We start from the raw sequence: 24,647 nt of genomic DNA on the forward strand, positions 1-24,647 counted from the left end.
TTTTAGCTTGCTGACTGCCTCTACTACTTCAGCTTGGGTTTGAACCCCTGCTGAATCAAGTTAAATCGTCGGTTTATAAAACGAACGGTTATCTAATGGGAATAAGCGCTCTGTAAATTCGCCTGGCTTCGCTTTATCGAGCGCACGCGTCAGCATATTCATTTTCGCATCAATATTATCAATATAATGTAAAATTTCCGCTTCCTGAATCATTGGCTTTTTCGGGCTACCCCATTCTTCTTTCCCATGGTGAGAAAGCACTAAATGTTGAAGTAACATTACTTCTTCGCCTTCAATTTTCAGTTCTGTTGCAGTTAGTCCAATCTCATTGACCATAATAGAAATATGCCCCAACAAGTTCCCTTCCACTGTGTAGGCAGTGCCAACAGGTCCAGATAACTCAATCACTTTACCGATATCATGTAAAATGACTCCCGCATATAATAAATCACGGTTCAATGTCGGATATAAGTCACAAATTGCACTACTTAATTTCAACATTGATACAACATGATCAATTAAACCCGATGCATAATCATGATGATTTTTTGTAGCAGCAGGGAAAATGATTAAACTGTCGTAATGCTTTTTCATAATATGACGTGTTATACGTGAAATATTTGGGTTTTGAATTTGAAAAAAGAATTGTGTTAGCTGCTCGTATAATTCCTCTTTCGGAACTGCTGAGGTTGGCAATAAATCACTAATTTGAACACCTTCATCTTCTCTTACAGGGCGAATTTGTTTAATTCTAAGCTGGTTTTTCCCACGGTAATCATGAATTTCACCGCCTACTTTTACGATGATTTGTGCGCGGTATAAATTTTCATGCTCTTCATTTGTGTCCCAAAGCTTGGCCTCAATATCTCCACTACGATCTTGCAAAATAAGAGACATAAATGGCTTTCCAACCGTCGTGACTCCTTTTTTTGCCTCTTTAATTAATAAAAATTGGTCAACTTGTTCACCAGGCTGGAGTTTTGTAATTTCATTCACAAGCAATCGCTCCTTTATACTCTATTACTATTTATTGTAACATGCTTTCTACTTAGTTTACGATAAATTACACTAAAACTCCGCACATGGACATGCCATAAATTCTACTTTTTTTACTAATTCTTGTATATTGCTCGTGAATTATCAAATAATTTCGTGTATAATAAATCCTATCTTGCTTAAAAAGGGTGGTTTACATGGAAAATTATCGTTTTACTGCATTTGAAAAAACTGGAGAAACTTTATTTGATGAAGTATGGACTTTTGCAAACGATGAAACTGCAAAAATTGAAGGACAGAAACAGATTGACGATAATGGCGTTACTGAAAAAACGCATCGTTTAGTTAATTCAGCGGGCAAGTTAATTTTATTCCACGTTTAAACGAAATTAATTACATTTCGGCATAATTGATTAGTGAATTAAGGAGAACATTACTATGAAATTAGAAAGCGAGAGAATATATTTAAGGTCTCTTTGCTCATTAGATGCACCCATTATGTATGAAAACTCACTGGATGAAGAAATACGTTATATGACTGGAACGAAGCTTAATTTTTCATTGGAGCAAATTAAGGCTCATATCGAAAATATAAATAATGATTCAAGTCGCTATGATTTCGCTATTTGTTTAAAAGACACGGACGAAATGATTGGAGAATTATCAATTTCCGAGATTGATAAGGAGAATAAAAAGGCAGGATTCAGAATATCAATGGCCTCCATTTTATTAACCGGAAAAGGTTATGGAACTGAAGCGATCAATCTAGTTCTAAGTTTTGTTTTTGAACAACTCCAATTAAATCGTTTACAGTTAGAGGTATTTAGTCATAATTTACGTGGTATAAGAGCTTATGAAAAAGTGGGTTTTAAAAAAGAAGGTATCTTACGCCAATCTTTATACTACAATGATGCATACTCGGATGAAATTATTATGGCAGTACTTAAAAGTGATTATGATAATAGGTCACTGTAACAAATTCAAACTTAATTTTTTTGACTTACTACAAAATAAAGTATCTCGTGTGTTTAAACGAGATACTTTTTTTTTATTTCCCTAAAAATACAGGTGTTCTTTTTTCAACAAAGGCTTTAATTCCTTCAAGATGGTCCACAGTTTGGCGCATTTTTCCCTGTCCTAGTGCTTCACCTTGTAAAATGAACTCAAGTTCTGATAAATTAGCCTGATGTAAAATTCCCTTCGTCTCAATCATAGCTAAAATCGGTGAGGCTAATAATTTTCCAACGAGCTGATCAACAGCAACTGCCGCCATCCCCTCCGCTACATTATGATCAATTAAACCGAGTGCAAGTGCTTCTTCTCCATTATGCACTTTTCCTTCCCAAATCATTTGCTTTGCTTGCACCGTACCTAAACGTTCCTTCATAAAGAAATGACCCGCTCCATCCGGAATTAAGCCAATCCCAATGAAGTTCATCGCGATTTTACTCGGTTGCTCTGCCACGATAATATCGCTACCTAAAGCTAAACTTAAACCAAGCCCCGCCGCAGCTCCATGAATTTGTGCAATCGTAATCATCGGTAACGTATAGTAAGCTTTTACAAGTCGTGTAATTGTATCCATAATCAATCCAAAATCAGAAAAATCTTCTGACGCAACCATCATTTTTACGTCTCCACCTGCTGAAAAGACCTTGCCTTCCCCTTTAACAACAAGGATTTGCACATCCTTTTCGTTATGTAGCGATTCAAAGCATTCGGCTAATTCTCGCATCATCGTAAAATCCATGGCATTCATTGCTTGTGGTCGATTTAAAGATAAAGTTGCTTTTCGTTCTGCTATTTCAAGTTGAATTGTTTTGTAACTCATAACATACACCCCTTTTTTATGAATAACCATTCATTTCGACATGTAAATAGAAAAGTCCTTTATTTACTCAAATATTTTCCAACTTGTAATCCTGTAAATAAACATCCACCTACGAAAGTTCCTTCTAATGAGCGATATCCATGAACTCCCCCACCTCCAAAACCACTCACCTCTCCCGCTGCAAATAAGCCCGGAATCGGTTTGCCATAGTCATTCAATACCTGACCATTTAAGTCTGTTTGTAGTCCACCTAATGTTTTTCTCGTTAAAATATTTAATCTCACAGCAATAAGCGGTCCTGCTGTTGGATCTAACATTTTATGGGGCTTTGCTGCTCGAATTAATTTATCTCCTAAATAATTGCGTGCACCGTGAATAGCTGTCACTTGTGCATCTTTAGAAAATTTATTCTCAATTTCTCGATCACGGGCTAAAATTTGGTCTTTAATATGCATAAAGTCTAATAATTTATTCCCTACTAAGCGATTCATCGCGTCTACAAGGTCCTTTAAGCCGTGTGCAATGACGAAATCCTCCCCATTTTCCTTAAAAGCTTGAACGGGCGCTGGTGGCCCTGGCAACATGCGTTTTAAAATTTGAGGGATGCTTTTATTCGTTAAATCTGGATTTTGCTCTGAACCAGATAGGGCAAATTCCTTTTCAATCATTTTTTCTGTTAAAATAAACCAAGAATAATCATAACCAGTTTTTTGAATCGCTTCTAATGTGCTTAACGTATCAAATCCAGGAAAATTTGGTGCAGAAAAGCGTTTTCCTGTTGCATCAAACCACATCGAGGATGGTCCAGGTAAAATACGAATCCCATGATTTTTCCATATTGGGTCCCAGTTGCGTAACCCTTCTGTGTAGTGCCACATTCGGTCTCGATTTACTACGCGCCCTCCAGCTTGCTCTGTGATTTGTAGCATGTGCCCATCAACATACGCTGGGACACCTGAAATCATCGTTTTAGGGGGTGTTCCTAATCGAGATGGCCAATTTTTCTTCACAAGTTCTAAATTCGCACCAATACCACCACTCGCAATAATTACGGCATCTGCGTAGTACTCAAATGCGCCAATCGCTTCTCGAGAACTTTCTTCCCCTCGTCGAATAACAGTCGTTTCTAAAACATTTCCTCGCACCCCAGAAATGGTATTTCCGTCTATTATAAGCTCCGTTACTTGATGGCGAGGCATATAGTCAACTCGCCCACTGGACGCTGCTTTTAATATTTTTTCTGCAAACGGCTCTACTATCGCTGGTCCTGTTCCCCAAACAATATGGAAGCGAGGAACAGAATTTCCATGTCCTCCTGCTAATGCGCCACCACGCTCTGCCCAACCAACTACAGGGAAAAACTGAATCCCTAGGGATTTCAACCAATCATATTTTTCACCAGAGGCAAAATCCACGTAAGCTCTTGCCCATTTGTATGCCCAGCTATCCTCGTCCTCTAATCGATCAAATCCTGCTGAACCAATCCAATCCTGCCACGCGAGCTCCTTGCTATCTTTAATGCCCATTCTTCGTTGTTCGGGTGAGTCCACTAAAAATAGCCCACCGAACGACCAAAATGCTTGTCCGCCAATTGAATTTTGAGTTTCTTGATCGACTAGTAATACTTTTTTACCTGCATCAATGAGCTGACATGCAGCTGTCAGTCCCGCCAAACCTGCACCAACAACTATGACATCATACTTCATACGTTCCCCTCCTCCTTTACGAAAGCATTACTATACACATTCGTGCAATTTTTGATTTCCCCTTCAAAAACAATATTTTTATAAAAATTTCAAAAAATCATGGCAAACTAGCGAAACCGAATATAAAATGCAAAAAAAACGATACGAAACTTTCTGTATATCTATTTAATGCTGTTATACCAACAAAGATAACGCTTACATCAAAAACGCAAAATACGAACAATTGATGTATTATCGCAAGTAAAAGTTCGGTTTAAAGGTGATTCACTGCTAAAAAAACAGTTTTAAATTAATTAATCAGTGAATTACTGTTGACAAAGGTGAACAATCGGTATTATGATGGTATCAAATTTAATTACGAACAACTATTGTGATAGAGACATACTTTTCGTTTTGTATAGCAAAGAGAGCTGGTGGGTGGTGTGAACCAGTGTATACGACGACAATGTTCCACTCTTGAATAGAATAGCTGAACATTTCAGTAGGTTATTCCGGCCCATGCACGTTACGCATATAGATAAGGTTGCACATAATTTTTCCACATATTATGGCAACGAATTAGGGTGGTACCGCGATACTATATTTCCAATAGCCTTTCGCCCCTTACAGTAACATGTAAGGGGTGGAAGGCTTTTTATTTTATCCTCGTTCAGTGGGTAATTGAACGCCCACTGAATTGTGGAACTCTGGCTAAACTGGAGGAACAAATACTAAAAACGTCACGTCCTACGGCAACGCCTGAGTGACCTGCATCGTGCAGGCCTTAATTAAAACATTTAAAGGGAGAGAATTTTATTATGGTAACAAAATTAAAAGAAACAGAAATGAAAACAATTAATGTATTTATCGCGGATCCACTAAGTGAAGATGGAATTTTCCCACTTCGCCAAGAGACTGAATTAGATTTAAACATTATTATTGATACAGGTTTAACACCTGAACAATTAGTTTCTAAAATTGCAGATGTAGATGTATTACTTGTTCGTTCTCAAACGACTGTTACGCGTGAAATCATCGAAGGTGCAAAAAATTTAAAGCTAATCGGTCGTGCAGGTGTTGGCGTGGATAATATTGATTTAACTGCTGCAACTGAGCACGGGATTATTGTCGTAAACGCTCCAGACGGAAATACAAACTCTGCTGCTGAGCATACTATTGCCATGATGACTTCACTTGCTCGTTTCATTCCACAAGCATTTAACACATTAAAAAATGGTAAATGGGATCGTAAATCTTATGTAGGTGTAGAATTAAAAAATAAAACAATGGGCGTTATCGGTATGGGACGTATCGGTGCTGAAGTTGCTTATCGTGCGAAAGGTCAACGTATGAACGTCATTGCATACGACCCATTCCTAACAGAAGAACGCGCTAAAGAACTTGGCGTAACAAAAGGAACAGTTGATGAAGTTTGTGCAGCTGCTGAATTTATTACAGTGCATACACCATTACTACCTGAAACACGTAATATCATTAACAAGGAGCGCTTTGCTATTATGAAAGATGGCGTTCGCATTATTAACTGCGCACGTGGTGGTATTATTAACGAGGATGATTTATATGATGCAATCGTTGAAGGTAAAGTAGCTGGAGCTGCACTTGACGTATTCATACAAGAGCCAGCAACAGATCATAAATTACTTACATTACCACAAGTAATTGCAACACCACATTTAGGTGCATCTACTGTTGAAGCACAAGAGTCAGTTGCAGTTGACGTGTCAAACGACATTATTAAATTCTTTAAATCAGGTACGGTTACAAACCCAGTAAACATGCCTTCAATTCCAAAAGAAAAGCTTGCACAAGTGGAGCCATTCTTTGCTTTAGCTGAAAAATTAGGTAAATTCCTAATTCAAGTTACAGAAGAAAGCATCCAGGAATTAAACATTTCTTACGCTGGTGAGGTAGCAAACTTTGATGTTCGTCCTTTAACAGCGAACGCGATTAAAGGCTTATTATCTACAAACCATGGTACACACGTTAACGATGTAAATGCTCGTTACTTAGCTGAACGTATTGGCATGAAAATTAATGAACATAAAACGACAACTGCTAAAGGGTTTACAAATTTAATTACAGTTGAAATCGTGACAGATACAGAAAAACATACTGTTGCTGGTACATTATTAAACGGTCTTGGCGCACGTATTGTTAAAGTAGAAGGCTTTGTTGTTGATGTTGTTCCAAATGGCAATCTTCTTTACATTAAAAATACAGATAAACCTGGTGCAATTGGCCGCGTAGCTACAAAATTAGCAGAAAAAGAAATTAATATCGCAACAATGCAAGTAGGACGTGACCAAGTTGGTGGATCAGCTGTTATGATGCTTGTAGTTGATAATGCCGTAACAACAGAAGATTTAAATTATGTGGCTCAACTCGAAAATATTGATGAAGTAAAAGCAATTACACTTTAAGCCTTTTACAGCACTCTAATAAATAGGAAATCACCATTTGACATTTCGTTAAATGGTGATTTTTTTTTCAATTTTATTCATCCCAACGGCTTCATACTCCCCCTCCCACTTTCATATTGTTAATATTAAGTATTTTCCGAATATTGATTTGTGTTTACTTAAAGGAATTGTATACTAGTATTATATTTACTAACTTGCTTCAGCAGAATTTCGATACTTCTATAAGTGGAGGATGAACGCTAAATATGCACTAAATTCAGTGTGGGTTCAACCCTAACTGAAGTAGTAGAACTCAGGCTAATAACACCGCGTCGTGCGGCAACGCCTGAGTGACCAACATCGTGTTGGCCTAATGCCCCGGCGGATGTTACAGATTTTTTTAGGTGTTTTTCGAGCGCGCACGAAAAAAATCTGGACACAATTATTCCGAGGCGCAATTGATTATAAGGGTGGGTGTTTATGAAAAATCTACAAGTGGTATTACTGTTGGCAGTACTTGTCACAGCATGCGTTACATTCCCTCAATTGTTTACTAAAGCCGACACAATAAGTGCCATTAAAATGACAACTTCTGATACTGTTGTCTTTGATGAAAGTTTACAAGAAGAAGTGATTACATTAGATAAAAATAGTGTCGTCACCGTTCTATCTGAGTCAAATGGCTGGGCTAAAATTAACTATACATTTTATACAGGCTATGTTCCGAGCAATTCTTTACAAATAGCTACCGTACAGTACATGCTAACAAGCGTTAAATTTGAACCAAATGTTAGACTAATAAATGATCCTCAAGGTGAAGTTATAGGGAATCTCCCTTCAAGCAGTGTTGTAGAAGTTTATTCTATTGATGAAGCAGGATGGGCATTTGTTCGTTTCGGTGATTTAGCTGGTTTTGTAAATAAAATTGCACTTACAACGCCAACAAAAAAACAAATGATTGTTCAAGAGCCAACCGGATTATCCGTTCGTTATAAAGCAAGCCCTTCAAGTAAAGCGATTGGCACTTTACCAAAAAGCACTGAGGTTACTATGCTATCTACATTTAATGGCTGGGCATTTGTAACGAGCAAATCGTTGTCAGGATATGTTCCGGTTACTGGATTAAAAGAAGCGCCTAAAAATACTAGCACAACTAATCCAAAGCCTAGTACAAAACCTAACAACAATTCTAGTAAGAAGCAAATCGCTTTAACATTTGATGATGGACCCAACCCAAAAGTAACACCACAAATCGTTCAAACATTAAAAAAATATGATGCAAAAGCGACATTTTTCGTCGTTGGTAAAAACGTTCAGAAATATCCTGATATCGTAAAGGAAGTTTCTAAAGCAGGGCATGAAATTGGAAATCACACATATGATCATACGAAATTAACGACACTGACTGTAAAGCAAGTAAGCACCCAAATTCAATTAACGGACATTGCTGTAAAGGCTGCCATAGATCAATACACGACTGTATTCCGTCCACCTTATGGAGCTTATAATAAAACGATTACGGGCTTACTAGAAGTTCCGAACATCATGTGGTCAATTGATACGCTTGATTGGAAACATCATGACCCTGAAAAAACATTGCAAATCGTAAAAACAAATGCCAAAAGGGATAGCATTGTTTTAATGCATGATATTCATCAAGCAACTGCCGATTCATTAGATTCTGTGCTTGATTATTTATCAAAGCAAGGCTATGAATTCGTTACCATTTCAGAGCTATTAGCGAAATGATGCATGCGGCTGATTTTGGCCTAAAGAGAATAAGGAACAATGCCACGCGCAATTTTATAGACTCAAGCGGCACATATAGCTAGTGCAAGCTTTTTGCAAGAAAAAATTTTGTTATTAAGCGTAATTGAAAAAGGGTCTTCCTCATAATCCCTTTTAGAGTAAAATTATATGAAATTAAAAAGGCAGAAACGTTCATTTAACAATGTTTCTGCCTTTCACTTTTTATTCGTTTTTGGCTTTAAAGCCCCTTTTGGGACAGCCCTGTTTTTGATTTTTTCTTGATTATTATTAAGAAGAAAATTTTTCATTTATATAAGCGAAAGATAAATAGTTATCAATTTCCGTTTCATTCACGTATAAGTCAGAATAGGCATGAATCTCCATACTTTGCGCTACTACCGCTGCAGCGATAATCGTTACAAACAGACCTGCTACAGCTAATAGCATGGATAGTTTTTGGTGTATCTTTTGCATTTCTGTATTGGATGTTTGTTTATTTTTCTTTCTGGCAAGTTGTAGAAAACGTACTTCATTTGTTGGTAAGGACAAAATATGTATACATGTTGGACAAAGTTGTGCTACATGCTGATGAATTGTATGATTTTCAACGGTTACGGATTGATCCGAACGCCCGCAATTTTCACAAACACAAAGCTGAATCGTAAACATATCTACACCCTCCCTTTTAAGTATATAAAAGTATTATACTACAAATTATTAGAAAATTCACTGTTTTTAATTTATTCACTCTGCCCACAAAAAAGGAACGTATCCCACAATGCGGATACGTTCCATTCATTTTAAGATTACAACTGTTAAATAAGCTTTAATAACTCTGTTAATGAAGTTACTTCATACGTAGGCATGACATCTGGATTTTGCGGTTTATTTTCACGGTTAATCCAAACATTGCGCATTCCTACACGGGAAGAACCTAAAATATCAGTCATTAAATTATCCCCAACCATAATTCCATCATCTTTTGATACTTGTGCTTTTTCCATAACAAATTCAAAAATTGAAGCATCTGGTTTGCCTTTACCAAAATCGCCTGAAATAATAATATGGTCAAAATATGGAACGATTTCTGGTGTAATTTCTAATTTTAAATTTTGTAAGCTTGGGGCCCCATTTGTTAATAATACTAACTGATACTTCCCCTTTAACTCATCTAAAACAGCAAATGTATCTTCATAAAAGAAAGGTGCTTTTTTACGTTCTTCTACAAAGCGTTCACCTAGCTCCATACCAAATGCAGGGTCATCAATCCCTAGTGCAGCCAATCCATTTGTCCACGCTTGTGCACGATATTGCGGCACAATTTCTTTCATTTGCTGGAATTTAGGTGTTGGATCATCGAAAGTTCCCCAAAGGCCTTCAAATGGGTTAATACCAATTAAAACAGTGTAATCGAATGTTTCATAGCCCTCATATAATGCTCTTGCTGCTTCACGTACCGCTTCTTCAAACTTTATAGGGTCCACGCTATGTACTTCATTTGCATAGTCACATGTTTTTTCAAATGCTGTTTTTACAGATTTTTGATCCCATAATAATGTATCATCTAAATCAAAAATTATCGTTTTAATTGTCATCATTACTAGCTCCTAAAATTAATATATTCTAGTACTTATTTTATCATAATAAAGTGAATTATTTTCATGACATTTCGACTTTTCTAAATCTTCCTCAATCAATTCCCTATCTATTTAGATTGCCGACGTAGCTGCTTCATTAATTGCTGAATACGGTCTTTTTGGGCGTTGATCTCTTCTTGTAATACCTCAATCAGGTATTTTTCCCCATCCTCTTGAATGCGTACAATATCCCCTTCTTGCAGTGCTACTAAAATTTCTGTACGTTGGATAAGTAATTTTTCTGTTTCATCTGGACGCTTTAAAAAAACGGCATATTCTCCATCAAATCGATCAAGCGTATATTTATGGTAACTCACTAACAATTTCCCCTTTCGCATTCATTAGATGGGCTGAATCCCCTGTATTTAACCAAATTTGCCTTTTAGTCCATTCTAATTCATTTTCACCCGTTTTTGCATCCGAGCCACTCGTAATCGAAATGGATGTTCCAGGGGCAAGGTCGATATTCGGGAAATTAAATACTTGATTTCCTTCTACTGAAACAAGCTGCCATCCCTGCATATTTACCGCTTCTTTACCCGTGTTTTTTACGACAACAACTTCCGCTTGAACATCTTTACTTACTAATTCGACACTTCCAATAACGTTAGGAATCTTAATTTCGCTCGTTGCACCAATACCTGTCCATTGGGATTGATTGATTTTATACGTATCTCCATCTGTGTTAACAACAATTGTCCCTGCTTCTGCTGTACTATAAATATCACTTCCTACATTTTGTAACGCATCAATAACTTCTGCATGTGGATGTCCATATTTATTATTTTGTCCATAGCTTAAAATAGTTGCTAACGGCGAAACCGCATTAACAAAAGTTTGGGAACTACTCGTATTAGAACCATGATGTCCCGCCTTTAATATCGTCGCCTCTACATCAAGACCGTTTGCTAGCATCTCCTTTTCCATATCAATACCGGCATCTCCTGTTAACAAAAATGAAATATTTCCATAAGCGACTCGGAGCACTATGGACGCTTCATTGTTGTCGGCTGCATCTTCATCTGCGCTTAAAACATTCACTGTTACTTCAGAATCCAATTCAATTAGATCACCCGTCTGTGGAATGGTAAAAGGGATATTTTTCTCATGGATTAACGTTAGCATTTCTTCATACGTATTGGATGTGTGGATTTTTCCAGAATCCATAAAGTGCTCGACCGGAATTGAATTTAATACCGGAATCAATCCACCAATATGATCAGCATCTGGATGCGTTGCTACGACATAATCTAATTTTTGTACGCCGTGCACCTCTAAATAGTCAACAACGGTTTTACCCGCACCCTTTACACCAGCATCAACTAACATCGTCTTTCCATTCGGCGATTGAATTAAAATAGAATCCCCTTGACCAACATCAATAAAATGGACGAGCATTTCCTTACCCGTATATGGTTTTATTTGTTCGTTCGTTTGTGGTGTTTCCTCACAACCTGCTACTAAAAGTAAAACGGCTACAAGTACTGCTAAAATTTTTTTCATTTTCAATAAATCCTTTTCTTTTTTTCTACTATATAGGTTGATCTAAAGAACACCTTCTGTTGCCACTTCAATGTTGGGCATGACGGTAGCACACGTATACATTTCAATAAAAAAGGCTTGTCCCACAATAGAGAACAAACCTTTTTTATTCATTAAAATTGACTGGAATTTCAACTAACACATAATCACCCGTCCACTTTTGTGTGGTTACAATCAAACTTTCCCCTTTTTTTTCAAAGAAGAGTCCACTACCATCTTTTTGTTTGAAAATCCAACCATTTTGAATAACCATTTCCTTGATCATTTCATCAGCTACGGATACATTTCGTTCGCTTACAATAAACCATTTTTTTCCTTTTTCGTTTGATAATTGAACCATTTCTTTATCAGCATCATTTATTTTTTCTAACACTTCTTTTTTGCTCATACTTTCTATTGGGAGTGAAGGATAGTATAGTTTATTAAAGAATATAAATGCGCCAAAAAGTATAATGGTCAACCCGATTACTATTATCGACTTTTTCATAACACACCTCCAACATATATGTTAGCCAGAGTCAAATATGCGATTTTTAAACTAGCAAAAACGCATATTTGATATTTTTATCCAGATCTTAACTTGAATAAATTTCATTTAAAATCGATATTTTTTTCGCGATGGCCTCTTCAAACGTCAAAATATAAGCAGCAGGGTCCTTTGGATTATGGAATTGTGTAATTTTCCCCGTCTCTGGATGGACGAATTTCGACGAGGCACCGCACCCAATGCCTAAAATCGTTTGAACTTCCTCCATAATGACGATATTGTAAATCGATTCTTCACTCGGCTTACAGTAGCCAACGTTTTCAAGATTGCCTAATATATTTTTTTGACGATATAAATAATAAGGTACATAACCATTTTCAGCTGTCCAATTTGTCGCCATTTCCATCATCTTGCCAACAGTATCGCGATCAGCCACTCGATATTTATCTTTATTTCGCGTCATTTCAGAAGCACGCTTAAAGCTTAATGTATGCACAGTTAAACTTTCTGGCTGCATTTTAGCAGATTCATCTAATGAATGCTGAAACTCCTCAATACCTTCATTTGGTAAGCCGATAATTAAATCCATATTAATGTTATTCATGCCGGAATTGCGAGATAACCAAAACTTTTCAACAGTCTCTTCTACTGTATGATGACGTCCAATGGCTTTTAACGTTTCTTGCGTATAGCTTTGAGGGTTTACTGAAATTCGGTCAATGCCCCATTTTTTGAGTACGTCTATTTTTTCCGGTGTAATCGTATCTGGTCGACCTGCTTCAACCGTTATTTCACGAATCGAATCGGTATTTGGGAAAGCTTCAAACATCGTTTTGTAAAGGGCATCCATTTCATGTGCCTCAATCGAAGTAGGTGTTCCTCCACCCCAATAAATTGACGTAATTCGCATATTTTTTTCTGTTAACCACTTACCCATTTCACGTAGTTCAATATGCAAGCCATCAATAAATTTATCTACGCGCCCCGCCTTCCGATTTGATTGAATCGCATACGCTGGGAATGTACAGTAGGCACACATCGTCGGACAGAATGGGACACCGATGTATATAGAAATTTCTTGACCGATTTCATCTAAATCTGGAATGACCTTTAATTGGCGTTCAACAATTGCTTCCATTAGTCCAATTTTTTGATCTGAAATTCGGAAATCTTCTTTTAATATGGTTGCAATCTGTGCATTATCCAAGCCCGATTTTCGGTATTTATGATATAGTTTCGTCGGACGTATCCCCGTTAAAATACCCCATTGCTGCGTCATGCCAGAATATTGCTCCAATACATCCAACATAACATGAGATAGGGCACGCTTCATTCGAATATTTTGTTCTTTTTCTGTTCCTTCTGTTGGATAACCAATGGAATATTGGCTAGAATACATTTGTCCCTCAACTTTAAGCGTTGCCGATGTACAAATCGTATGTTGCGTATCTGTTGAATGGTCAAATTGCAATGTCATGTCCGAACCTTCATGCTCAAGTTGAATAATCGAATCTTCATAAAATAGATTCGCAATATGGTTGAAGACACGATTCCAGTCCTCTTTAAATTGCTCTTTTATATGAATCGCTTTCATTTATATTCACTACTTTCATTTCGTAAAATCCTCCCTATTGTATCAAAAAACAGTGTGAATTTGACACTGAATGCTTATGGTAGAAAAATAGTTGCAATTAATCAATATATTTTAACCTAATTTTAACATTTCCTAATTAGAATATGAATTAAGCTATAAGAATTGCGAAGGGTAAACAATTTATTCAATAAGAGGAGGGTTATGAGTATGTCTTTATTTCAAGAGAAAACAACTCAGAATTTCAATAGCATTCTAACTAAAATATCCATTAGCATTTACAAATGATATTAATCAATGTGAAGAACATACTTTTTATATAACCATTCGATTCTGGTATGCAAACCATTTTGAAATGGGAGAACTCCTTTATTTATTTGATCGCGAGGAGTTTTTCGGTGCCCTCTCTTTGAATAATTTATATGCAAATGTCCAACGTTTCTTTGAAGTACATTTCAACCATAAATTGCTTTATACGGATGAAATGCATATTGCACGTTTAGTTGCTGCACACCCAAAATTTCAGGAATACATTCAACAATACAAAAATAAGTTTCCAAAATATAAACTTACTCTGTTCAATTTAGGAAGTCTTAGCGTGCAAAATTAGTATAAGTCAATTTCTTTCCTCCATAAAAAAAGGTTCACACCATGGTGTGAACCCCTTTTTTATAGTCCGTCGTAAAGTGACTGAATTGGTTGTGTAATAATACGGTTTACTTCTTCAATAACAGTACTTAATGCCATTTCAGCTTCTAGCATTGCTAAAATTTTCAAATCTTGTTGTGCTAATTGAGCCGTTTTTTGTAGGAAAACATATTCCTCTTCAGAAATCTCTTCGCCTGTTGCTTGCTTTTGTTGCAGCTTCATTTGCACATCACGGAAGTTTGTAAATAGGGCCGTTGCTGCTTCATCTTCACGAACAGCTTCTACTGCTTTTTTTAAATTTTCAAACTCTGTTGTTTGACGGAAAGTTGCTTGCAGTTTATTAATATCATCATAAATATTTACCATTTTATAAATCCTACTCTCTTCATTTTAATTCGTCAAAAAAACGATAATTGCTTGGATAATTCCGACAAGACCACCGATAATACCACCAAGCCAAGTAATTAGCTTAAGCTCCTTACTAATAATACCTAACACGAGCTCCTCCAGCTTTGCTATTGGGAACGTATCGACCTGTTCACGCACGACATCAGCTAAATTTAAACGTTTTAACACATCTTCAATTTTACCTTCTGCCGCAAGAAATACTTTATCTAAAACTTTAGGGAGCAGGTCATCTGTTACCCATTGCTTTCCATCTGGCCAGTAATCTTCAATCGTCTTATTTAAGCGAGATTCAAGTGCTAGCTCACGTTTTGCATAATCTTGAATGCTCGTAACAATCGTATCAAAGTTTACATCTTTCATAAAGTCCATCGCTTCACGATTTTTAATTTTTTCCCATTCCACTGTAAAAATACGAACGAGCAGTGCATTCGTGCCTGGTGCTTGTAAAAATTTCACTAGCTCTCGTTGCACTTTATCAACTAGTGAATTCGAATCCCCTAAAAACATTTGAACCATGCCACCTAATGATCCTTTAGAAGATAAAAAATCATCGAGCATATTTTTGATTGTTAGCGTTCCTTCAGGTGATAAAAAATAGTCCTCACCCTTCTCTAAAATTTGAGTCACCGCTTCCTCAATTTTACGATCAAGTACCTGTTCTAAATCAGCAGGTAAAAGCTCTCGGATCGCTTTTGAAGATAATGTATGCTTTACAGATTCAAACTGATTAAAAATGATGACATCCATTTTTCCTTCTGCTGTTTTTGATAAATGATCGAAGCCAACAATCTTTAGCCAATCATTTAAAGTTTTATCATTCGTAAAAATTTCCTGTTCCACTTTACTTTGAGCAAAGGTTAACACATTTTCCCGAACTTCTTTTGATAAAAATTTCTTTTTGATTGTTTCCGGTGTTAATAAATACTCCGAAACCGTTTTGCCAAGCTGAATCGCTAAATCTTCACGGCGCTTTGGAATAAGCCCTGGTGTTAATGGTAAACGCCATTTTTTAAAATAGATTGGTTTGTACGGACGAAACAGCATTTTAATTGCCATATAGTTTGTTGCTGCTCCAACAACTGCCCCTACGACACCTAATAACAATAGCAACGAAATAAAATGACCCATCTACCTCACTCTTTCTTTCTTAATAATTTATACTGCCCTATGAAATGTCGTTGAAATATTGCAACAATGTATCCCTTTCTAGTACGATTAAATAGGGAGGGAAGTTTCATGATACAACATTTTAGCTATAAACCATTATTCGAAAATAGTCAAATCCCAGGATGGTCTATTCAATTCTTTTTTCAACAGCAGCGTTATCATGCCGAGTATTATAAAGATGGGCGCATTCAATTTATTGGAACGACGCCCAGTGCTGAACAATTAGCGACTGTCGAAAAGATGATTCATGAACTTATGCTATTTCACGTTTATGAATGAATGCCCAGATTGCATTTATTTCACTACCTCTATTTTGGTGGAATTATCTGCTTAATGAAGATAAATAAATTCTTATTTCCATTAAAAAAGGGAACATCTCAATGGTGAGGTGCTCCCTTTTTTTATGCGCGTTCAAGTTAATAACAAAGGAACCTGCTAAATGGAATTGGCATTTTTGCTGGCATTTTTATTATTTTCAATGCTTTCTCCAAAGGCTTCTTTGCTATTATCTACCATTTAACAGTATCATATACAGAAAAATAATTCAATATTGCAAATATTAACTTGTTTAAAAGCATTATTAATAGTTTTTTTCAAAATATTTTAGATTTGTATGAACATTATTACTATTCCACTAGTTAAATAGCGATATTTTCCCATAAATCAGAAACAATTTTTACTAAACGCGAATACATAGTTTGTTTTTTTTCTCAAAATAATTTATCATTGTAGTATTACAAATTTTTAATCTTAGGAGGTGTACTCTTTATTTGCCACGCTCATTTGCGCCGCGAGTAAAGAATATATTTGGACGTAGACATAGTTGAGCTAACCATTAGGTTGACAGCAATTGCTGTCCTAATTGCCGCTACGGCATTTTTTGTTGCAACCGAGTTTGCAATAGTTAAAGTAAGAACAACAAGAATTGATCAGCTCGTTGCTGATGGTAACAAACAAGCAATACGTGCTAAAAAGGTAATTTCAAATTTAGATGAGTATTTATCGGCTTGTCAACTTGGGATTACAATTACCGCTCTTGGACTTGGGTGGCTTGGAGAACCTACAATTGAAGTCATTCTTAGCCCCCTATTCGAACTTATTGGTTTAAGCGGTAGTGTTACATCTGTTCTTTCATTTATTATTGCCTTTTCACTTGTAACATTTATACATGTTGTCGTAGGGGAATTAGCACCAAAAACACTAGCAATTCAAAAAGCAGAAGCTGTAACATTAAAACTTTCAGGTTCATTAATTTTATTCCACAATATTATGTATCCATTTATTCGTACGTTAAATGGTTCAGCACGCGCATTAACTGGACTATTCGGCTTGAAAATGGTTTCTGAAAATGAGGTTGCCCACTCAGAGGAAGAGCTTCGTATGATTTTATCAGACAGCTTTAAAGGTGGGGAAATCAACCATTCAGAATACGAATATGTAAACAGTATTTTTGAGTTTTCTGATCGGATTGCGAAAGAAATTATGGTACCTCGAACTGAGATTATTAGTATTGAGCGGGATCAAACGATACGTGAAGTTTTCGAATTGATGGGGATTGAACAATATACACGTTATCCTGTCACAGATGGTGATAAAGACCATGTTATTGGACTTGTAAACATGAAGCATTTACTAACGGCTTACATTAAAGACCCTACAAATGGCGATAAAAAAGTAGAAGAATATATGCAGCCTGTTATTCGTGTCATTGAAACACTCCCGATTAGTGACTTATTATTAAAAATTCAAAGCGAACGCATCCATATGGCCATTTTAATGGATGAATATGGCGGTACTTCTGGTTTAGTAACAATTGAAGACATTATCGAGGAAATCGTTGGGGATATTCAAGACGAGTTTGACGATGATGAAATTCCTGATGTACAAGAAATTGCAGAAGACCACTATATTTTCGATTCTAAAATGTTATTACAAGAAGTAAACGATATTTTAGATATTGATATAGAAGATGATGATATTGATACAATTGGTGGTTGGTTCATGACACAACGCTTCGATGTTGTGCAAGGAGAAACGCTTACAGAACAAGGCTATCAATTTACCGTTAAAGAATTAGACGGTCACCATATCCTTTACTTGGAAGTATCAAAGCTATCAGAATCTAATTTATTGGTTGAAGAAGAACAAAGCAAATAATTGATCGACACTCCTTTTCATTTAAAGGGGTGTCGTTTTATGTTGGAAAGAAGTTTTGCTAGGGGGAAACATTTTGGAACTTTATACAAACTTACGCGCAGGTGAAAAAGGGGCATGGCTGTCGATTGGCACCTATATTTTTTTAAGTGCAATGAAATTAATTGTCGGTTATGTCGGTACTTCATCCGCGCTGATGGCAGATGGTTTAAATAATACAACAGATATTATCGCATCGATTGCGGTTCTAGTAGGATTAAGAATTTCTCAAAAGCCACCCGATTCGAATCACCCATACGGACATTTACGAGCAGAAACAGTTGCTTCCCTTGTTGCTTCATTTATTATGATGGGCGTAGGTTTACAAGTAATTGTAAGTACTATTCAAAACTTGTGGAATCAAACTCATGAAGCACCTTCACTTTTAACGGCTTTTGTCGCTATTTTTAGTGCGGTCATTATGTATGGTGTTTATCGCTATAATTTAGCATTAGCCAATCGCATTAAAAGTTCCGCAGTCAAAGCAGCCGCTTATGATAATCGATCCGATGCACTTGTAAGTATCGGTGCAGCTATCGGTATATTCGGTGCTATTTTTGGCGTTCCCATCCTTGATAAAATTACGGCGTTAATTGTCGGTATCATTATTATTAAAACAGCAATCGAAATCTTTTGGGAAGCCGTTCAAACATTGACAGATGCATTTGATATTGATGAAGCGGAAACATTATGGAAGCTCATCGAAAATGTTGAGGAAGTCATCTCTCTTGTCGATTTAAAAGGACGCTCTCATGGCAATATGAGTTTTATCGATGTGACGGTAACTGTAAACCCTCAACTAAATGTTCGGGAAAGTCATGCTATTACAGAAAAAATTGAGCACACAGTCAAGCACTTTAACCCTTATTGTATGGTGCTCGTCCATATTGAACCACATGAGCTAGTACAGGCTACCGAGGAGGATTACCACTTTTAAAATTTAGCAAAATAAAAATGCCCATTGAGCTTCAATTGGGCATTTTTGTTTACTATATAAATTGAACTAAAGAATCCCTCTTATAAAAATCATCCTAAAAAGGGGGAGTTGATTTCCATTCCAGTCCGGACGCTTTCCGCGGACACGGCTCCAACTAACTTGTTTCGAGATGCATCTCGAAACAAGTGGATTTTCGGGCTAACACGACGTTGGTCACAAAGGCGTTGTCACAGGACGTGACGGTTTTAGCCTTTGTTCCTTTGCTGCTGTTCCCGCAGGAGTCGCCTCCCCTTCATTCCAATCAACTACTTCTATTCAATTTTCCACCAATATAATTCCTAATTATTTTCTTCCTAATATAAAGTTAGTTTCATATTTTCGAATCAAATATTGCACTATTAGTTCAACACTAAAATCTGTCTTGTAATATATTCGTACTTGCAACATATACCGATTGAGCTCACTTTTGCAGCATGTTTTGGTACTTAAAAGGTTCGGTCATGTGCAAATTTTGTCTGATTCTTTCTCCCCAATTGCTCCAAAAATAGGATGGTTTTTTCCTATCGGGATGAAGATTTACTTAGCATGACGCCGCCTCCCACGGTAGCGGCGCACTAAATTAAGAAAGCTACAGCAGGACAAACTTTAAAAAGGCTGGCCTTGCACAAAGCACAAAGATGAGTCGTACAGATTTGTGCAACAAAGCTGTGTGACTCATGTGCTTAGCCAGCCAAACAAGCACGTACTTTATTAGAATGCATAATAGAAAACTACATCAATAGAATAGAATCTTTAGTTTAACTTATATATTAAGAATATTTTACCCTTCACTAGATGCGGTTAAATTATGCTTTACTGCATAGAGTGCTGCCTGTGTACGGTCTTGCACTTGAAGTTTTGTGAAAATGTTTGAAATATGCGTTTTGACTGTTTTTTCTGTGACATAAAGAGAAGATGCAATTTCTCGATTGCTTTTGCCTTTTGTCAATTCTGCTAAAACATCTTGCTCGCGCGGCGTTAACGGATTTAAAATATGTGGTTTATTTTCTTCCTCTCGTAGCCCTTCTTCTAATTGCGTCGATGCTTCTGGATGCCAAGTATTTTCTCCGCGCATAATTTGGCGAATGGACTCAACTAAATCATCTGGCTCAATGTCCTTTAATTGATAGCCCGATGCCCCTGCCTCCATTGCTGGTAAAACATGATCTTTATCCGAAAAACTCGTCAGCATTAGCACTTCTATTTTTGGCCATTTCTTTTTAATGCGCTTTGTTGCTTGAATGCCATCCATTTCTGGCATGACTAGATCCATTAATACGATATCTGGCTTTAATTGTTCAACAAGCTCTACTGCCTCCAACCCATTCTTTGCCTCTCCAATCACTTCAATATCTTTTTGTGTTTTTAAAAAAAAGAGTAATCCTCTGCGAACAACGTGATGATCATCTGCAATTAACACTCGAATCATAATAAATTCCCCCTAGTATGGTAAACGGATTAAAAGCTCAGTACCCTTTCCAATTTCACTGACCCAATCAGCTGTGCCACCAACTGCATTAGCTCGGTCTTTAATTGATTGTAGTCCTAGTGATGGTATTTCATTGTGAGCTTCCATATAAAAACCGCGCCCTTTATCTTTCACGACAAGCAATACATCTGTTGCTGTAACGGTTACATAAAGCTGTGCTGACATCACACCAGAATGACGACGAACATTATTTAGCGCTTCCTGTGTAGTGCGAAATAAAGTTTCTTCTACACGCGACGGAAATTGAATGACACCTGACACATTAACAGAAAGATGAAGACCGAGCATATCTGCATAAATTTTGATTGCTTCTATTAATCCACTTTCTAACCCTCTAGGTCGTAGTTGCCAAATCAATGCACGCATTTCCGTTAGTGCCTCTTGTGTCAGTTGCTGAATATCTTTAAATGTTTCTTTAATTTCCACTTGTTCACTCATTTCGATGCCAGCTCGAGCGGTTAAAGTAACTGAAAATAGGAGCTGGTTAACGGAATCATGTAAATCACGTGCGAGACGATTCCGCTCTTGCACAAGGGCAATTTCCTGCTGCTCATTTGTTAAATAAATTCGTTTTATAGCAGAGCCCATTTGGAATGCAACAGATTCGAGTAAATCCAATTCTTCCTCCGAGAATCGAACGGTATTACGTGATGCGACATTTAATAATCCAAAACGTTCTTGTCCAGATTGCAATGTCACCGTTGCATGATGCGTAATATTATCGTTGTCACCTATGTTCGCTTCAATCGCACTTTCAATTCGTTGACATTCTATAATATTGGAAGCCTTTTCGAGCTCATTGTTTCGGTAGCGCGAAACACACCAGCAACCACCTCGTTTTAAATGCTGACACTCATTAAATGCTAATGCATCGGGTAAATTTTGTTTTACTATAAGCTCGGGTTTTCCTTTTTTATCTATAAAGAATATCCAACCTGTATCAAATTTCGTTCCGCTTAAAAATTTGGACAATGCACCATTTAGCATCGGAATCATTTCTGTTTCGTCATTTAATAATTCTGCGATTTCTTTTAAAATAGTAATATTTGAATGATCATTATTCACTTCGCATTCCGCCCTTTATTCTATTTCCTTTATCATAACATTGAGCATTTCTTTGATGCATTGCTTTCTTCCTCATACTTTTGGATGAATCTTACTTTAATTTGTTTCCTACATATAGCATTAGTACTTACTCAACACGCATAAGAGGGCATTTTCTCTGAAATCAAAATGCCCTTTTACGTCGTTAATATTTATTTCAAATAATCCACGCGGTACACATCATGGCGGCGGTCTTTTAAATGCTTGACTGTACCGTCTTGGCGTTGGCGGCGTAAAATTTCTAAATCCACATCTCCAATGAGCACCATTTCTAAATTAGGACTCGTCTCTCCCACGATACCATCACGGGCAAATTCAAAATCACTCGGTGCAAAAATACCTGATTGTGCATATTGAATATCCATATTTTTCGTTTCTGGTAAATTTCCAACTGTCCCCGATATGACCGTATAAATTTGATTTTCAACCGCGCGTGCCTGAGCACAATAGCGTACGCGTAAATACCCTTGACGATCTTCCGTACAAAACGGAGTGAAAATAATATTGGCCCCCATATCCGTTGCAATTCGAGCAAGTTCTGGAAACTCAATATCATAGCAAATTTGAATCGCTATTTTCCCGCAATCTGTATCAAACACTTCTACCCGATCACCACTACTAATCCCCCACCATTTCCGTTCATTCGGTGTAATATGCACTTTATATTGCTTTTCAATTGTTCCATCCCTTCTAAATAAATAGGCAATATTATAAATTTCTTCATCCTCTTCCTCTACAAAATGAGAACCCCCAATAATGTTTACGTTGTAACGCACAGCTAAATTTGTAAAAAGTTCGATATATTGTGGTGTATATTTTGTCAGCTTTCGTACTGCTTGTGAGGGTGACTTTTCATTTAATAGGCTCATTAATTGCGTTGTAAAGATTTCTGGGAATACGACAAAATCAGAACCTGCATCTGAGCCCACATCCACGAAATATTCGCACTGCTTTGCAAAATCATCAAAAGATTCAATCTTACGCATCATGTATTGCACGACACAAATACGGACAGGATAGCTCGTTTTAAAATGGCGCTTTGACTGCGGCCTGTAATCGACATTATTCCATTCCATTAACGTCGCATATTTCCCTGACGCTACATCATCGCTCAAATAATTTTGATTAATACGCATTAAAATAAAATCATTCATCATTTGGAATGTTAATACAGGATCATATATTTTGTGCCGGCTTACCGCATCTACATATTCACGAGGACTCAATTCTTCTTTATGAATGTGATAATTCGGGATTCGCCCTCCGATAATGATGGATTTTAAATTAAGGGTCCGTGCCAGTTCCTTCCTTGCCTCATATAAACGTTGCCCAATTTTCATCCGACGATATTCGGGATGGACCATTACCTCAATCCCATATAAGTTATAGCCAATCGGGTCATGATTCGTAATAAAGCCATTATTCGTGATGTCGTTCCATGTATGACGATCATCGTATTCATCAAAATTAATTCGTAAGGCCGAGCAAGAACCAATTACCTTCCCGTCCAGCTCTGCGATAATTTGCCCTTCTGGAAAAATTGTTAAATGGCTGTGTAAATGAGCACGTTGCCATGGCTCCATTCCAGGAAAGGAAAGTCGCTGAATTTCTAAAATCGCATCAATATCCTCAAGCGTCATATTGCGAATAATCATTGGTTTTTCAAACTTTTCAATGTCTAACGCATCTGTCATAAAATATCTCTCCTTCTCATTTGTAAAAAGATCTCTTTGTTATTTATACCCACTAATCGTAACAATTTACTTCTTTTCGAATTCAAACTATAATAAAATAGGGTTAAATTTATTATTAGGAGTCTGTTTATGACAAAAAAACTAGAAAATGCCCTATTGATGATATGGGTTGTTGCATTAATGGCTACACTTGGCTCACTCTATTTTTCTGAAATTCGAAGCTATGAACCTTGTGAACTTTGTTGGTATCAACGCATTATTATGTATCCAATCGTCCTTATTTCTACGATTGCTATTATCCAAAAAAATGCTCGAATCGCTTTAACTACAGCTATATTTGCATGTATTGGCGCTGCAACGTCTTTATATCACTACGGCTTACAAAAGCTTACATTCCTGCAAGATAGTGCACCTGCATGCGGACGCGTTCCATGTACAGGTCAGTATATAAACTGGTTTGGCTTTATAACCATTCCATTTTTAGCGCTAACTGCTTTCGTATTGATCGCAGCAATCAGTTTTTATATGCTAAAAGTTATTAAGGAGGAAAAATAATATGAAAAAATTAGCCCTTTTCGGCGGGATTATCGTTATTTTATTCGTTGCCATTATTATCTTGACAAATAAATCAAACGAAGCAAAATTAGAAGGTAATCCATACGGAACAAAAGATTTAAAACAATCCACAATTGATCAATTAAGTGATAAAAACTATCAAAATATTATTTTACCGGATGAATTGGCTAAAAAAATCGAGTCTGGTGAAGGCGTGGTCGGCTACTTCTTTAGTCCGGAATGTTCACACTGTAAAAACTATACGCCTAAACTAATGCCAATCGCTAAAAAGCTAGACGTCAAAGTCAATCAATTAAACGTGCTTGAATACCCAGAACAATGGGACAAATATGCACTTGAAGCAACACCAACATTAATTTACTTTGAAGATGGTAAAGAAGTTGCCCGTTTAACAGGTGATGCACCAGATGAAACAACAAATCAATTTTTCAACGATGTTATTTTAAAATAATGA

The 24,647-nt window shown here is 36.7% G+C and carries 24 protein-coding genes; 10 read left to right on the forward strand and 14 right to left on the reverse strand.

Annotated features, from left to right (window positions below):
* Positions 1-60: 60 nt before the first annotated feature.
* A complete protein-coding gene (yhaM, locus tag CSE16_RS18130; protein ID WP_099425188.1) occupies positions 61-996 on the reverse strand; it encodes a 3'-5' exoribonuclease YhaM in 936 nt (311 codons plus the stop codon).
* A gap of 197 nt (positions 997-1,193) precedes the next feature.
* Between yhaM and CSE16_RS18135 the strand changes: the two genes are divergently transcribed.
* Both CSE16_RS18135 and CSE16_RS18140 read left to right on the forward strand, forming a co-directional pair.
* Positions 1,194-1,379, forward strand: coding sequence for a YhzD family protein (locus CSE16_RS18135; protein WP_099425189.1), 186 nt, complete (start codon positions 1,194-1,196; stop codon positions 1,377-1,379).
* Positions 1,380-1,434: 55 nt separating this feature from the next.
* Positions 1,435-1,971, forward strand: a complete 537-nt coding sequence (locus CSE16_RS18140) for a GNAT family N-acetyltransferase (RefSeq protein WP_099425190.1) — start codon at positions 1,435-1,437, stop codon at positions 1,969-1,971.
* A 73-nt stretch (positions 1,972-2,044) separates the two neighbouring features.
* Here CSE16_RS18140 and CSE16_RS18145 read toward each other — a convergent pair whose 3' ends face one another.
* Together CSE16_RS18145 and CSE16_RS18150 are read right to left on the reverse strand one after the other, a co-directional pair.
* The gene (locus tag CSE16_RS18145) at positions 2,045-2,827 is read right to left on the reverse strand and encodes an enoyl-CoA hydratase (protein ID WP_099425191.1); all 783 of its coding nucleotides are present in this window, start codon (positions 2,825-2,827) and stop codon (positions 2,045-2,047) included.
* A gap of 59 nt (positions 2,828-2,886) precedes the next feature.
* The gene (locus tag CSE16_RS18150; protein ID WP_099425192.1) at positions 2,887-4,533 is read right to left on the reverse strand and encodes an FAD-binding dehydrogenase; all 1,647 of its coding nucleotides are present in this window, start codon (positions 4,531-4,533) and stop codon (positions 2,887-2,889) included.
* Positions 4,534-5,330: 797 nt separating this feature from the next.
* Between CSE16_RS18150 and serA the strand changes: the two genes are divergently transcribed.
* A complete protein-coding gene (serA, locus tag CSE16_RS18155) occupies positions 5,331-6,953 on the forward strand; it encodes a phosphoglycerate dehydrogenase (RefSeq protein ID WP_099425193.1) in 1,623 nt (540 codons plus the stop codon).
* Positions 6,954-7,412: 459 nt separating this feature from the next.
* Positions 7,413-8,681 carry a polysaccharide deacetylase family protein gene (locus tag CSE16_RS18160; protein WP_099425194.1) on the forward strand — a complete coding sequence of 423 codons (1,269 nt, stop codon included), beginning with the start codon at positions 7,413-7,415 and terminating at the stop codon, positions 8,679-8,681.
* A gap of 288 nt (positions 8,682-8,969) precedes the next feature.
* Here CSE16_RS18160 and CSE16_RS18165 read toward each other — a convergent pair whose 3' ends face one another.
* The 6 genes from CSE16_RS18165 to CSE16_RS18190 all read right to left on the reverse strand — a co-directional run bounded on the left by CSE16_RS18165 (position 8,970) and on the right by CSE16_RS18190 (position 13,941).
* The gene (locus CSE16_RS18165) at positions 8,970-9,350 is read right to left on the reverse strand and encodes a DNA polymerase III subunit delta (protein WP_099425195.1); all 381 of its coding nucleotides are present in this window, start codon (positions 9,348-9,350) and stop codon (positions 8,970-8,972) included.
* Between the two features lie 146 nt (positions 9,351-9,496).
* Positions 9,497-10,276 (reverse strand): HAD family hydrolase, encoded by a 780-nt coding sequence (locus CSE16_RS18170; RefSeq protein WP_099425196.1) that lies wholly within the window; start codon positions 10,274-10,276, stop codon positions 9,497-9,499.
* 110 nt (positions 10,277-10,386) lie between these two features.
* Entirely contained in the window at positions 10,387-10,635 is a 249-nt protein-coding gene (locus CSE16_RS18175; protein WP_099425197.1) for a DUF3006 domain-containing protein, read from the reverse strand.
* Positions 10,622-11,821: an MBL fold metallo-hydrolase gene (locus CSE16_RS18180; RefSeq protein ID WP_099425198.1), complete on the reverse strand. Its 1,200-nt coding sequence runs from the start codon at positions 11,819-11,821 to the stop codon at positions 10,622-10,624. Before CSE16_RS18180 ends, CSE16_RS18175 begins: the two co-directional genes overlap by 14 nt.
* A 145-nt stretch (positions 11,822-11,966) precedes the next feature.
* Entirely contained in the window at positions 11,967-12,347 is a 381-nt protein-coding gene (locus CSE16_RS18185) for a hypothetical protein (RefSeq protein ID WP_099425199.1), read from the reverse strand.
* Positions 12,348-12,435: 88 nt separating this feature from the next.
* Positions 12,436-13,941: a coproporphyrinogen III oxidase gene (locus tag CSE16_RS18190; protein ID WP_099425200.1), complete on the reverse strand. Its 1,506-nt coding sequence runs from the start codon at positions 13,939-13,941 to the stop codon at positions 12,436-12,438.
* A gap of 406 nt (positions 13,942-14,347) precedes the next feature.
* Between CSE16_RS18190 and CSE16_RS18195 the strand changes: the two genes are divergently transcribed.
* A complete protein-coding gene (locus CSE16_RS18195) occupies positions 14,348-14,548 on the forward strand; it encodes a hypothetical protein (protein WP_099425201.1) in 201 nt (66 codons plus the stop codon).
* Positions 14,549-14,607: 59 nt separating this feature from the next.
* On the opposite strand, the gene CSE16_RS18200 is transcribed toward CSE16_RS18195, so the two are convergent.
* Together CSE16_RS18200 and CSE16_RS18205 are read right to left on the reverse strand one after the other, a co-directional pair.
* On the reverse strand, positions 14,608-14,952 hold the full coding sequence (locus CSE16_RS18200; RefSeq protein ID WP_099425202.1) for a YlbF/YmcA family competence regulator: 345 nt from the start codon (positions 14,950-14,952) through the stop codon (positions 14,608-14,610).
* A gap of 24 nt (positions 14,953-14,976) precedes the next feature.
* A complete protein-coding gene (locus tag CSE16_RS18205; RefSeq protein WP_099425203.1) occupies positions 14,977-16,122 on the reverse strand; it encodes a DUF445 domain-containing protein in 1,146 nt (381 codons plus the stop codon).
* A 108-nt stretch (positions 16,123-16,230) separates the two neighbouring features.
* On the opposite strand from CSE16_RS18205, the gene CSE16_RS18210 reads away from it, so the two are divergent.
* The 3 genes from CSE16_RS18210 (at position 16,231) to CSE16_RS18220 (ending at position 19,291) form a co-directional block, all read left to right on the forward strand.
* Complete coding sequence (locus CSE16_RS18210; protein WP_099425204.1) at positions 16,231-16,440, forward strand: YheE family protein; 210 nt, start codon at positions 16,231-16,233, stop codon at positions 16,438-16,440.
* A 561-nt stretch (positions 16,441-17,001) separates the two neighbouring features.
* Complete coding sequence (locus tag CSE16_RS18215; RefSeq protein WP_172954452.1) at positions 17,002-18,318, forward strand: hemolysin family protein; 1,317 nt, start codon at positions 17,002-17,004, stop codon at positions 18,316-18,318.
* Between the two features lie 73 nt (positions 18,319-18,391).
* Complete coding sequence (locus CSE16_RS18220) at positions 18,392-19,291, forward strand: cation diffusion facilitator family transporter (protein WP_099425206.1); 900 nt, start codon at positions 18,392-18,394, stop codon at positions 19,289-19,291.
* Between the two features lie 820 nt (positions 19,292-20,111).
* On the opposite strand, the gene CSE16_RS18225 is transcribed toward CSE16_RS18220, so the two are convergent.
* The 3 genes from CSE16_RS18225 to CSE16_RS18235 all read right to left on the reverse strand — a co-directional run bounded on the left by CSE16_RS18225 (position 20,112) and on the right by CSE16_RS18235 (position 23,617).
* Complete coding sequence (locus CSE16_RS18225) at positions 20,112-20,759, reverse strand: response regulator transcription factor (RefSeq protein ID WP_099425207.1); 648 nt, start codon at positions 20,757-20,759, stop codon at positions 20,112-20,114.
* Between the two features lie 12 nt (positions 20,760-20,771).
* The gene (locus CSE16_RS18230; RefSeq protein ID WP_099425208.1) at positions 20,772-21,884 is read right to left on the reverse strand and encodes a GAF domain-containing sensor histidine kinase; all 1,113 of its coding nucleotides are present in this window, start codon (positions 21,882-21,884) and stop codon (positions 20,772-20,774) included.
* A gap of 191 nt (positions 21,885-22,075) precedes the next feature.
* Positions 22,076-23,617: a carbon-nitrogen hydrolase family protein gene (locus tag CSE16_RS18235; RefSeq protein ID WP_099425209.1), complete on the reverse strand. Its 1,542-nt coding sequence runs from the start codon at positions 23,615-23,617 to the stop codon at positions 22,076-22,078.
* A gap of 129 nt (positions 23,618-23,746) precedes the next feature.
* Here CSE16_RS18235 and CSE16_RS18240 point away from each other — a divergent pair, with 129 nt between their 5' ends.
* Together CSE16_RS18240 and CSE16_RS18245 are read left to right on the forward strand one after the other, a co-directional pair.
* Complete coding sequence (locus tag CSE16_RS18240; RefSeq protein ID WP_099425210.1) at positions 23,747-24,172, forward strand: disulfide oxidoreductase; 426 nt, start codon at positions 23,747-23,749, stop codon at positions 24,170-24,172.
* 1 nt (position 24,173) lies between these two features.
* Positions 24,174-24,644 (forward strand): thioredoxin family protein, encoded by a 471-nt coding sequence (locus CSE16_RS18245; protein WP_099425211.1) that lies wholly within the window; start codon positions 24,174-24,176, stop codon positions 24,642-24,644.
* The last annotated feature ends 3 nt before the right edge of the window (positions 24,645-24,647 follow it).

This window comes from Solibacillus sp. R5-41, assembly GCF_002736105.1.
GTDB lineage: Bacteria > Bacillota > Bacilli > Bacillales_A > Planococcaceae > Solibacillus.

Bases quoted from the DNA above. Each gene is read 5' to 3' on its own strand.
- CSE16_RS18140 (WP_099425190.1), top strand. From the start codon at position 1,435: ATGAAATTAGAAAGCGAGAGAATATATTTAAGGTCTCTTTGCTCATTA.
- CSE16_RS18165 (WP_099425195.1), bottom strand. From the start codon at position 9,350: ATGTTTACGATTCAGCTTTGTGTTTGTGAAAATTGCGGGCGTTCGGAT.
- CSE16_RS18225 (WP_099425207.1), bottom strand. From the start codon at position 20,759: ATGATTCGAGTGTTAATTGCAGATGATCATCACGTTGTTCGCAGAGGA.
- CSE16_RS18245 (WP_099425211.1), top strand. From the start codon at position 24,174: ATGAAAAAATTAGCCCTTTTCGGCGGGATTATCGTTATTTTATTCGTT.
- CSE16_RS18160 (WP_099425194.1), top strand. From the start codon at position 7,413: ATGAAAAATCTACAAGTGGTATTACTGTTGGCAGTACTTGTCACAGCA.
- CSE16_RS18150 (WP_099425192.1), bottom strand. From the start codon at position 4,533: ATGAAGTATGATGTCATAGTTGTTGGTGCAGGTTTGGCGGGACTGACA.
- CSE16_RS18210 (WP_099425204.1), top strand. From the start codon at position 16,231: ATGATACAACATTTTAGCTATAAACCATTATTCGAAAATAGTCAAATC.
- CSE16_RS18145 (WP_099425191.1), bottom strand. From the start codon at position 2,827: ATGAGTTACAAAACAATTCAACTTGAAATAGCAGAACGAAAAGCAACT.
- CSE16_RS18200 (WP_099425202.1), bottom strand. From the start codon at position 14,952: ATGGTAAATATTTATGATGATATTAATAAACTGCAAGCAACTTTCCGT.
- CSE16_RS18170 (WP_099425196.1), bottom strand. From the start codon at position 10,276: ATGACAATTAAAACGATAATTTTTGATTTAGATGATACATTATTATGG.
- CSE16_RS18205 (WP_099425203.1), bottom strand. From the start codon at position 16,122: ATGGGTCATTTTATTTCGTTGCTATTGTTATTAGGTGTCGTAGGGGCA.
- CSE16_RS18240 (WP_099425210.1), top strand. From the start codon at position 23,747: ATGACAAAAAAACTAGAAAATGCCCTATTGATGATATGGGTTGTTGCA.
- CSE16_RS18235 (WP_099425209.1), bottom strand. From the start codon at position 23,617: ATGACAGATGCGTTAGACATTGAAAAGTTTGAAAAACCAATGATTATT.
- CSE16_RS18135 (WP_099425189.1), top strand. From the start codon at position 1,194: ATGGAAAATTATCGTTTTACTGCATTTGAAAAAACTGGAGAAACTTTA.
- CSE16_RS18180 (WP_099425198.1), bottom strand. From the start codon at position 11,821: ATGAAAAAAATTTTAGCAGTACTTGTAGCCGTTTTACTTTTAGTAGCA.
- CSE16_RS18185 (WP_099425199.1), bottom strand. From the start codon at position 12,347: ATGAAAAAGTCGATAATAGTAATCGGGTTGACCATTATACTTTTTGGC.
- CSE16_RS18190 (WP_099425200.1), bottom strand. From the start codon at position 13,941: ATGAAAGCGATTCATATAAAAGAGCAATTTAAAGAGGACTGGAATCGT.
- serA (WP_099425193.1), top strand. From the start codon at position 5,331: ATGGTAACAAAATTAAAAGAAACAGAAATGAAAACAATTAATGTATTT.